The following is an 8,374-nucleotide window of genomic DNA, read 5'->3' on the forward strand; positions in this document are numbered from 1 at the left end:
AGGCGGCGCGACGATCCCGCAGAACCTGCACGCGCTGTGCCGCAGACACCACCGGCTCAAGACCGCCGGAACATGGAACGTCGTGCGTGGCAGTGAGGGTGAGGTGGTGTGGAGCGCACCGACCGGACACCGCTACCTCACGTGAGCAGAACCCTATGCGGCATGACACGGGAGAACCGGCGGGTCCGCTGGTACCCGCTTTTCTAACAATCTGTGCACGCGTGTCCCGCGTTACCCTCGTCCGCCGTCGGCGAAGCTATCGCGAGACCCCCAGCGCGCAAGGACGTCTGTGCTCGAGAACCGTTGTGAACGAGACTCGCCGCTGTACTCCAGCCGCGTAGCGGAGATGTCATCGCGGGGGTTTATGGGGGAAAAGCGGGACGGCGGCCGGCGGTTCGAGGGTGGGGAAAAGCGGGTTGTCCAGCTGAGCGGGACAAATGCGGCCAGGGGTTTCCCAGATGCCGATCAGGCGACGAGGTCGGCCCTGTGATCCGAGGCGTGTCGCGGGCCGGGCAGTGCGCGAGCCAATTCGAGTCGTCGTACCGCCTCGCGCAGTAACTCGGGCGGCTGCACGTATGGCAAGCGCACGTATCGCTCGAAGGTCCCTGCGTCCGCGCCGAATCGCGGTCCGGCGTGTAGAAGCACCCCGTGGGTCTGCGCACGCTGCGACAGCGCGGTCGCCTCTTCGCGGTCCATCCGCAGCCACAGGCAGAGCCCGCCCTCCGGTACTCGGTAGGTCCAGGCTGGGAAGGTCTCGCTGACGGCTTGCATCAAGGCGGCGCGTTGTTCGCGCCAGGCGCGCCGGTGTTCGTCCAGATAGTTCTGCTCGCCGCGCAGCACGGCGACCGCCGCCACCTGGTCGAGGATCGGCGAGGCCAGATCCATCGCGGCGCGTGCGGCGGCGAGTTCGTGCACGATCCGCACCGGCCCGCGCAGCCAGCCGATCCGCAGCCCGCCCCAGAAGGATTTGGCCATCGAGCCGCAGACCAGCACCGCTTCGGCATCGACTGGCCGGATCGTGGCCGCGTAAGGCGGCGGCACCGGTACGTCGAGCGCCACCTCGGTGATGGTCTCGTCGGCCAGCAGCCAGGAGCCGGCCAATCTGGCCGCGCGCGCGATCGAGGCCTGAGCGTCCGCGTCCATCAGGTGCCCAGTCGGGTTCTGGAAGTGCGGGATCAGATATGCCAGTCGGGGCCGCAACTGCGCCAGCGCGTTCTCGTAGCTGCCAGGCACCCAGCCGCTTTCCTCCAGCGGGACCGGCATCGGCCGAGCTTGCGCGTTGCGGAACGTGTCGAGAGCGTTCGGGTATGTCGGGCTCTCCACGAGGACTCGGTCTCCGGCCCGGCACAGCAACCGGGCAACCAATGTGATCGCGCCCTGAGCCCCATTGGTCACCAGGATCTGGTCCGGGGAAGTGGGAAGTCCGCGAGCGGTGTAGTGGTCCGCGATGGCCTCGCGCAGCACTTCCAATCCGTAAGGAACATAGCCGCCGACTCCTGAGTGCGCGGGCAACTGTTCGGCTGCGGTCCGCAACGCTGATTGGAGCAGGGGCAGCGGCGCTATCGGCGCCGCACACATCAGGTCGATGACGTCGCGATCCTGGCCGGTGGTCTGCCAGCCGCCGGAAGTTCGTGCGGCCGCTCCATCCGGCAGCGAGACGTAGCTGCCCGAACCTTGCCGGCTGACGGCGAACCCTGACTCGCGCAGCAGCGAATACGCGGCAGTGACCGTGGTTCTGCTGACCTCGAGCGCCTCGCTCAGCGAACGCTCAGCAGGCAGGCGGGTGCCGAGTGCAAGGCGGCCGTCCAGGACCAGCCCGGTGATCCGCTCAGCGAGCGCGGCCTGCAGTGGCCTTGCCCGGCCGGTGCCTTCCGTGCTGCGCCATGGCCCGAGCCGCTGTGCGAGCTGGTTCGGTCCGATTGTCGGTGTTGGCGCGGACATCAGGCCACCTTCTGCGAATTGGCTATCGAGGAAGCATCCAATCTTCTATCAGAATGGCATGAGAGGGCCAGACATTCAAGATTGGCAGGGAGTACGGCGATGTCATTCCGCAGCGAGAAGCCGAGTTCGACCACCGCGATGACCGACCAGCTGGAGCGCCAGTTCGCCGCCGGACGCGCTGACCGGATCAGCGACCCGTTCGACCTGAGCCGGATCGCTCGGCTCTGGCGGCGGTCCGGGCGCGGCACGCGCGCGTGATTCCGCGGCAACAGGCTGGCCAACGGCTTACGCAACTAACGGCCGGCCTGCTCCTTTACGGCGTCAGCGAGGCGTTGATGCTCGCCCCAGCGGTCGGAGTCGACCCCTGGGACGTCTTCCACACCGGACTGGCCCGCATCACCGGAATCCCGGTCGGCACCGTGCTGATCATCATCGGCGGCGTGGTGCTGATGCTGTGGATCCCGCTGCGCCAGCGCCCCGGACTCGGCACCGTCGCGAACATCTTCGTGATCGGCATCATCGTCGACGTGCTGCTCAGCGCGATGCCCGCCCCGCACGCGCTGTGGCTGCGCTGGGCGATGTTCGTCGCGGGCGTCGTGCTCAACGGCGTCGCCACCGGGCTCTACATCGGGGCCGGCCTGGGCGCGGGACCCCGCGACGGACTGACCACGGGCCTGGCTGCGCGCGGCCGATCGATCCGCGTGGTGCGTACCGGGATCGAGCTTTCGGTCCTGGCCGTGGGCTGGCTGCTCGGCGGCAATGTCGGCGCGGGCACGCTGATCTACGCCGTCGGCATCGGACCGCTGGTGCACCTCACGATCCCGTGGTTCGCGCGTCAACCGGCGGACGCGATGCGCAGTCCGGTGTCACTGGCCGCCCCGAGAGCCGAGACGTGCAGCGGTGTCGGCTGAGCTGCGTCAGCACTCGATCTGAATGTCGAACTTGGCGGCGACCTGCCGCAGCACCGAGTCCTGAGCGGCCAGGTGCGCGGCGATCTGCTCCTGCCCGTGTAGCAGCGCCTCAGCGTCCTTGAACGTCGCCTCCGACCGCTTGTCCGCAGCCTCAGCCTGCACGTTCTGACCCACCATGATGACCGAGAGCAGCACCAGTTGCAGGAAGGTCTGCGCGATCCAGGAGATGATCGCGGCCGTGCCGGCATGGATCGCCGCCGGGAGGCTGATCAGGTCGAACAGCGCGAACGCGTAAGCGCACCACATGCTGCCGACGACCTTGGTGATGAACAGCGCCAGCCGGGTGTTGAACCGGGTTAGCGCGGTGCCGGTCGGGTGCTGATCCGCGACCTTGACCGGGCCGTGCGCGTTGCGGTGCTCGATGTGCGGGTGGACCACGTGAACATGCAGCGTGCTCATCGTTTTTCAGCTTCCCCTCAGTAGCCGCCGTCCGTACGCCTGCCGCGTCGGGCGGAAAAGTCGAGTCAGGCTAGCGGCAATGCCGCACGCGCGGAACCGCGACGCGCGATCCGTGACGCAGGCCGGAAAGTCCGTTACCGAAACGCGTTGCTAAGCCCGGCGGTTCGCCCGCTCGCCTGCTCTGACGTGCGGCCTGCCGGTCGGCGTCGTTCGATGGAGCTATGCTGACCGATCTTCAGCGCAAGAAGCTCCAGCTGCGCTTCGCGCTCCTCGACACCGACGGGGACGGCAGGCTGACTCAGGACGATTACGAGCTGGTTTGCCTGCGACTGTGCGCGGCGTTCGGGCACTTGCCCGGCAGCGCGGGTTACGAGCGGGTGCGCGGCGCGTACCTCACCCTGTGGGAGCGGCTGCGCACTCGGATGGACCGAGACGGCTCCGGCGTGGTCAGCCTGCCGCAGTTCCTCGAATCCTGTCAGCGGTCGATCATCGAGCGGCGTGACGGCTTCGAGCGCAACCTCGCCGGGCTGATGGATGTTCTGTTCGACATCGCGGATGCGGATGGCGATGGATTGATATCGCTGCCCGACTTCACCTCTTGGCTGCACGCGTACGGCGTCGGGCCGCGCGACACTGTTCGCGCCTTCGACCTGCTCGACACGGATGAGGACGGGGTCGTAGACAAGGCTGAGATGATCGCGGCCGCCGAGCAGTTCTACCGCTCCGCCGATCCGGCCGAGGCGGGCAACCGCCTATTCGGCGCGCTGTGAGGCGCCGCGGATGATCACGATCTTGCTCACCGCCTGCGCCGTCGCGGTCCTCATCGTCGCGGCGGTGCTCATGCGTAGGCGCATTCGCGCACACGGCAGCCAGCACGGCCGGGCCGAGGCCGCCGCGGACTACGTCGCCATGTTCATGGTCACCATGTACACGGTCCTGCTCGCCTTCATCGTCATCGTGCTCTGGCAGCGCCTCGACGACATCAACAGCGACGTGCGCACCGAAGGCCAGGACCTCACCCAGCTGGTCTGGGTCGGCCAGCGCCTGCCCGCAGCCGATCGCGGCGCGCTGCGCAGCGCGGTCACCGACTACACCACCGCCGTGCTCGACCGCGAGTGGCCGCCGTCCGATCTCGCCGCGACCGGCGGCTCGGCGTTCGCGATCACCGGGCTGCGCGGCTACCTGGCCACCGCCTTCTCGCTCGACCAGCAGACCACGTTGCGCGACCAGGAGCTGTCCGTGCTCGATGACCTCTCCGCGGCGCGCGCCGACCGCATCGGCAAGTCGCTTGCCGGCAGTTACCCCGGCATCCTGACCGTCGCGCTCGTGCTGCTCAGCGCCGCCACGGTGCTGACCCCATTCCTGCTCGGACCGCGCGCGGAGCCGCTGAGCGTCCTCGGCATCGTGGTCACGATCGTCGTGGTCGGCGCGGCGCTAGCGCTGGTCATCGATCTGCAGAGCGAATTCGACGGCGCGTTCGCGGTCTCCCGCGTGCCGTTCCAGACCGTGCAGCAACAACTAACTGCCACGGCGCACTGAGCGGCGGCGACCGAGGCGCTAACCTGACGATATGCCGCGCTACGAATACCGCTGCCGCTCGTGCGGAGCCACCTTCGAGAAGACCCGCCCGATGAGCGAAGCCTCCGCGCCGATCGACTGCCCGGAGGGGCATGGCGACACGGTGAAGCTCTTCTCCATGATCGCAGTCGGCGGCCTGGCCAAGCCCTCCGGCGCCGCGGCTGCCGGACCGGCTGCGGGTGGCGGGTGCTGCGGCGGAGGCTGCTGCTCCTGACCGCGGCTGGGGGTGGACGGCGCGGCGCTTGCCGCTAGGCTGCGATAAGGACCGCACGACGCTGCCGGTCCGTACACGTATCCATCCTCGGTCAAGGAGGCGCTCGGCAGTGAGCGAGGAACGCAAGCCCGATAAGCCGGTCAAGGGTCGCAAGAACGGGCTCTACCGAGGCATCTCCGAAGAGCTTGAGGACGGGATGCGCCGCGGCTGGAGCGACACCGAGCGGCACGACCTCGAACCGTCGGAGCAGTCCGGCTACGCGGCCAAGCGGCGCAAGGCCGTGTCCGCCGCTTTCCCCGGCGAGCGGATCATCGTCCCGGCCGGACAGCTCAAGACCCGGTCCAACGACCTCGACTACACCTTCCGCGCCGCCAGCGACTACGCCTACCTGACGGCCGATCAGACCGAGAACAGCGTCCTCATTCTCGAGCCCTTGCCGGACGGCGGGCATGAGGCGGTCCTGTATCTGTTGCCCCGCTCGAACCGGGAGAACGGCGAGTTCTGGCTGGACGGCCAAGGCGAGCTGTGGGTCGGCCGCCGTCGCTCACTGAGCGAGGCCGCCGCCGAGCTGGGCCTGGAGATCCGGGACAGCCGCGAGGCGGCGCAGCGCATCGCCGAGGCGGTTGCGGCGAGGCCGGATGTGGTCACGCGGATCATGGTCGGGCATGACGCACTGCTCGACGCGGCGCTCGCGCAGGCGGGCGTGACGTCTCGTCAGGAGGCTGAAGAGGCGGCACGGCTCGACGAGGAGCTCAAGGTATTCATGCACGGCCTGCGCCTGGTCAAGGACGACTGGGAGGTCGAGCAGCTGCGCCAGGCCTGTGAGATCACCACGCACGGCTTCACGGACGTCGTGCGCGAACTGGCGGCGGCCGTCGCGACGTCTGAGCGTTGGATCGAGGGCACCTTCTGGCGCCGGGCCCGAGTCGAGGGCAACGACGTCGGCTACAACTCCATCTGCGCCGCCGGGCCGAACGCGACGGTGCTGCACTGGACCCGCAACAACGGTGCGGTGCGTCCCGGCGAGCTGCTCCTACTGGATGCCGGCGCCGAGACCGAGGCGCTTTACAGCGCGGATGTCACGCGCACGCTGCCGATCTCCGGTGAGTTCAGCGAAATCCAGCGGCGAATCTACGACGCGGTCTACGACGCGCAGGAAGCCGGTATCGCCGCCGTGAAGCCGGGCGCGAACTTCCGCGACTTCCACGAGGCGGCGCAGCGGGTGCTGGCCGAGCGGCTGATCGAATGGGGCCTGCTGGAAGGGCCGCTTGAGCGGGTGCTCGAGCTCGGTCTTCAGCGCCGTTACTCGCTACACGGGACCGGGCACATGCTCGGCCTTGATGTGCACGACTGCGCCGACGCGCGCTGCGAAGAGTACGTCGACGGCACGCTGCGGCCCGGGATGGTGCAGACCGTCGAACCAGGGCTCTACTTCCAGCGCGACGACGAGACCGTGCCCGAGGAGTATCGCGGCATCGGCGTGCGGATCGAGGACGACATCCTTGTCACCGCCGACGGCAACGAAAATCTCTCCGCCGCACTGCCGCGCCGTGCCGACGAGATCGAGGAGTGGATGCGCTCGCTGCGGTGAGCAGCCGGGTGGCAGTGGGTTGAGATCACCCCGTCCCCAGCGTAGTTACGGCGTATCAAAGGGACAGCTGGGGCGTAGCTTCAACACCAAAGAGTGACTCTCGCACCACATGCTGTCACTCAGGGCTCTACTGTCACCCTCGTGACCGTACCAGCCGCACAGCGCGTGCCCAACCATACGCTCAAAGCGATCCGCCTCGCGATGCGGATGAGCCAGAGCGAGTTCGCCTCCGCCGTCCGCCACGCGGGAGGGGTGCTCGGCGAGCCGAATACTTGCAACAAACGATTGGTGCAGAAGTGGGAGTCGGGCGAACACACTGAGTGCCGCCCGAACTACAAGCGGGCCCTGCAGGCCGTGACCCGCACGCCGTACGAGCAACTCGGCTTCTCCGGCTCCCCGCCCCCGCTTCCGGACGCCCCGCTGCTGACTGGGCGGCTGGCCGGCACGCTCGTCGGCCCGCTGCCCCGGCGGCCGCCCGAGGAACCTGCGCCGGCCGTCCCGGCCGGAGAGCCGGGCGACCGCCTGCGCTTCGCGTTGGAACGCCCCGGGCAGGCCGATTTCGAGGCGATAGCCATCGTCGAGACGAACACGTCGCGACTATTCGCTCTCGAACATCACCGCTGTGCGCGAACGCTGACCGGCGCGGTCGCTCGGCATCTCGACGACATCTCCGCATTGCTGGCCGGAACCCGGCGAGAGCCGCTGCGCAAGCGGCTGGCCGCGGCGGGCGGACGATCCGCGGCCCTGGCCGGCTGGCTGGCGTTCGACCGCGGCGACGCCACCGGTTCGCTGCGGTACTGGGACAGCGCGCTGGCTGCTTCGCGCTACGCCGCGGACAATCCGCTGCTCGCGTGCGTCCTGACGTACCTGTCGTACTCCTCGGCCGAACGCGGCGACCCGGCGACCGCCTGGCAGCTGGCGCACACCGCGATGTCGCATGCCGGCCCGGACCGCCGCGCCCGCGCGTGGATGTCGGCCCGCGCGGCGGAGGAGGCAGCGCAACTCGGCGAACGGGCCGCCGCGCTATCAGAGCTCGAAACCGCACTGAAGCTGGGCTCTGATCTGCCGCAGCCGATCCCCGATGACGACACGTTGCCGTGGACCCGCGGCTTCGACATCAAGTTGCTGGCGGCGATGACGGCGAATGTGCACGGCAGGCTCGGCGACGCGCGGGCCGCCATGGACGCCGCCGAGTGGGCGATGCGCAGCCTCGGCCACGAGCAGGTCAAGTCTCGCTCGATCGTGCTGGCCGAGGTGGCCTGCGCGGCGGCGCGGGTCGGCCAGCTCGATCTGGTGGCGCAGACCGCCTTCGAGGCCGCGGACCTGGCCGAGGCGCTGGAGGTGACGCTCGCCCGGCGCAAGCTGCGCAGACTGCACCCGCTCCTGGCCCCATACCGGGCCTCGGCGGTGGCCCGCCGCGTCGCGGAAAGGCTGGACAGGCAATGACCAGGTAGCGACCGGATCAGATGAAACATCGTGGATCGGCCTGGGCCGGGAAATCGCTGCGGTATCAGACATCTAAGCTGAAGATGGTCGACTCAGGGGGCGAATACGAAATGCGGGAGCTGGCGATCGCGTTGCACGCGGCGCGGCTGGTTCAGAGGTCGGGCAGCGCGGGGTCGAGTCGCAGCTCGAACCAGACCGTCTTGCCGGTGGTGGTGCGCCGGGTTCCCCAGCGGC

At 68.8% G+C, this 8,374-nt stretch carries 9 protein-coding genes; 7 read left to right on the top strand and 2 right to left on the bottom strand.

Annotation, left to right across the window (positions count from 1 at the left end):
* Window positions 1–465: 465 nt before the first annotated feature.
* Entirely contained in the window at window positions 466–1,941 is a 1,476-nt protein-coding gene (locus VN779_RS09055; RefSeq protein ID WP_325722000.1) for a PLP-dependent aminotransferase family protein, read from the bottom strand.
* A gap of 99 nt (window positions 1,942–2,040) precedes the next feature.
* Here VN779_RS09055 and VN779_RS09060 point away from each other — a divergent pair, with 99 nt between their 5' ends.
* Both VN779_RS09060 and VN779_RS09065 read left to right on the top strand, forming a co-directional pair.
* Window positions 2,041–2,199, top strand: a complete 159-nt coding sequence (locus tag VN779_RS09060; RefSeq protein ID WP_325722001.1) for a hypothetical protein — start codon at window positions 2,041–2,043, stop codon at window positions 2,197–2,199.
* A 77-nt stretch (window positions 2,200–2,276) separates the two neighbouring features.
* The gene (locus tag VN779_RS09065) at window positions 2,277–2,852 is read left to right on the top strand and encodes a hypothetical protein (RefSeq protein WP_325722002.1); all 576 of its coding nucleotides are present in this window, start codon (window positions 2,277–2,279) and stop codon (window positions 2,850–2,852) included.
* Window positions 2,853–2,858: 6 nt separating this feature from the next.
* Here VN779_RS09065 and VN779_RS09070 read toward each other — a convergent pair whose 3' ends face one another.
* Entirely contained in the window at window positions 2,859–3,311 is a 453-nt protein-coding gene (locus tag VN779_RS09070) for a hypothetical protein (protein ID WP_325722003.1), read from the bottom strand.
* Between the two features lie 221 nt (window positions 3,312–3,532).
* Here VN779_RS09070 and VN779_RS09075 point away from each other — a divergent pair, with 221 nt between their 5' ends.
* From VN779_RS09075 to VN779_RS09095, 5 genes are all read left to right on the top strand, one after another.
* A complete protein-coding gene (locus VN779_RS09075; RefSeq protein ID WP_325722004.1) occupies window positions 3,533–4,081 on the top strand; it encodes a hypothetical protein in 549 nt (182 codons plus the stop codon).
* A gap of 10 nt (window positions 4,082–4,091) precedes the next feature.
* Window positions 4,092–4,850: a hypothetical protein gene (locus VN779_RS09080; protein ID WP_325722005.1), complete on the top strand. Its 759-nt coding sequence runs from the start codon at window positions 4,092–4,094 to the stop codon at window positions 4,848–4,850.
* A 31-nt stretch (window positions 4,851–4,881) separates the two neighbouring features.
* On the top strand, window positions 4,882–5,103 hold the full coding sequence (locus VN779_RS09085; protein ID WP_325722006.1) for a zinc ribbon domain-containing protein: 222 nt from the start codon (window positions 4,882–4,884) through the stop codon (window positions 5,101–5,103).
* 109 nt (window positions 5,104–5,212) lie between these two features.
* On the top strand, window positions 5,213–6,694 hold the full coding sequence (locus tag VN779_RS09090) for an aminopeptidase P family protein (RefSeq protein ID WP_325722007.1): 1,482 nt from the start codon (window positions 5,213–5,215) through the stop codon (window positions 6,692–6,694).
* A gap of 141 nt (window positions 6,695–6,835) precedes the next feature.
* Entirely contained in the window at window positions 6,836–8,140 is a 1,305-nt protein-coding gene (locus VN779_RS09095) for a hypothetical protein (RefSeq protein ID WP_325722008.1), read from the top strand.
* Window positions 8,141–8,374 lie beyond the last annotated feature (234 nt).

The sequence above is a fragment of the Actinocrinis sp. genome (assembly GCF_035605935.1).
Classification (GTDB): domain Bacteria; phylum Actinomycetota; class Actinomycetes; order Streptomycetales; family Catenulisporaceae; genus Actinocrinis.

Coding starts and splice junctions, on each gene's coding strand:
- VN779_RS09080 (WP_325722005.1), top strand. CDS start 4,092: ATGATCACGATCTTGCTCACCGCCTGCGCCGTCGCGGTCCTCATCGTC.
- VN779_RS09085 (WP_325722006.1), top strand. CDS start 4,882: ATGCCGCGCTACGAATACCGCTGCCGCTCGTGCGGAGCCACCTTCGAG.
- VN779_RS09065 (WP_325722002.1), top strand. CDS start 2,277: ATGCTCGCCCCAGCGGTCGGAGTCGACCCCTGGGACGTCTTCCACACC.
- VN779_RS09070 (WP_325722003.1), bottom strand. CDS start 3,311: ATGAGCACGCTGCATGTTCACGTGGTCCACCCGCACATCGAGCACCGC.
- VN779_RS09055 (WP_325722000.1), bottom strand. CDS start 1,941: ATGTCCGCGCCAACACCGACAATCGGACCGAACCAGCTCGCACAGCGG.
- VN779_RS09060 (WP_325722001.1), top strand. CDS start 2,041: ATGTCATTCCGCAGCGAGAAGCCGAGTTCGACCACCGCGATGACCGAC.
- VN779_RS09075 (WP_325722004.1), top strand. CDS start 3,533: ATGCTGACCGATCTTCAGCGCAAGAAGCTCCAGCTGCGCTTCGCGCTC.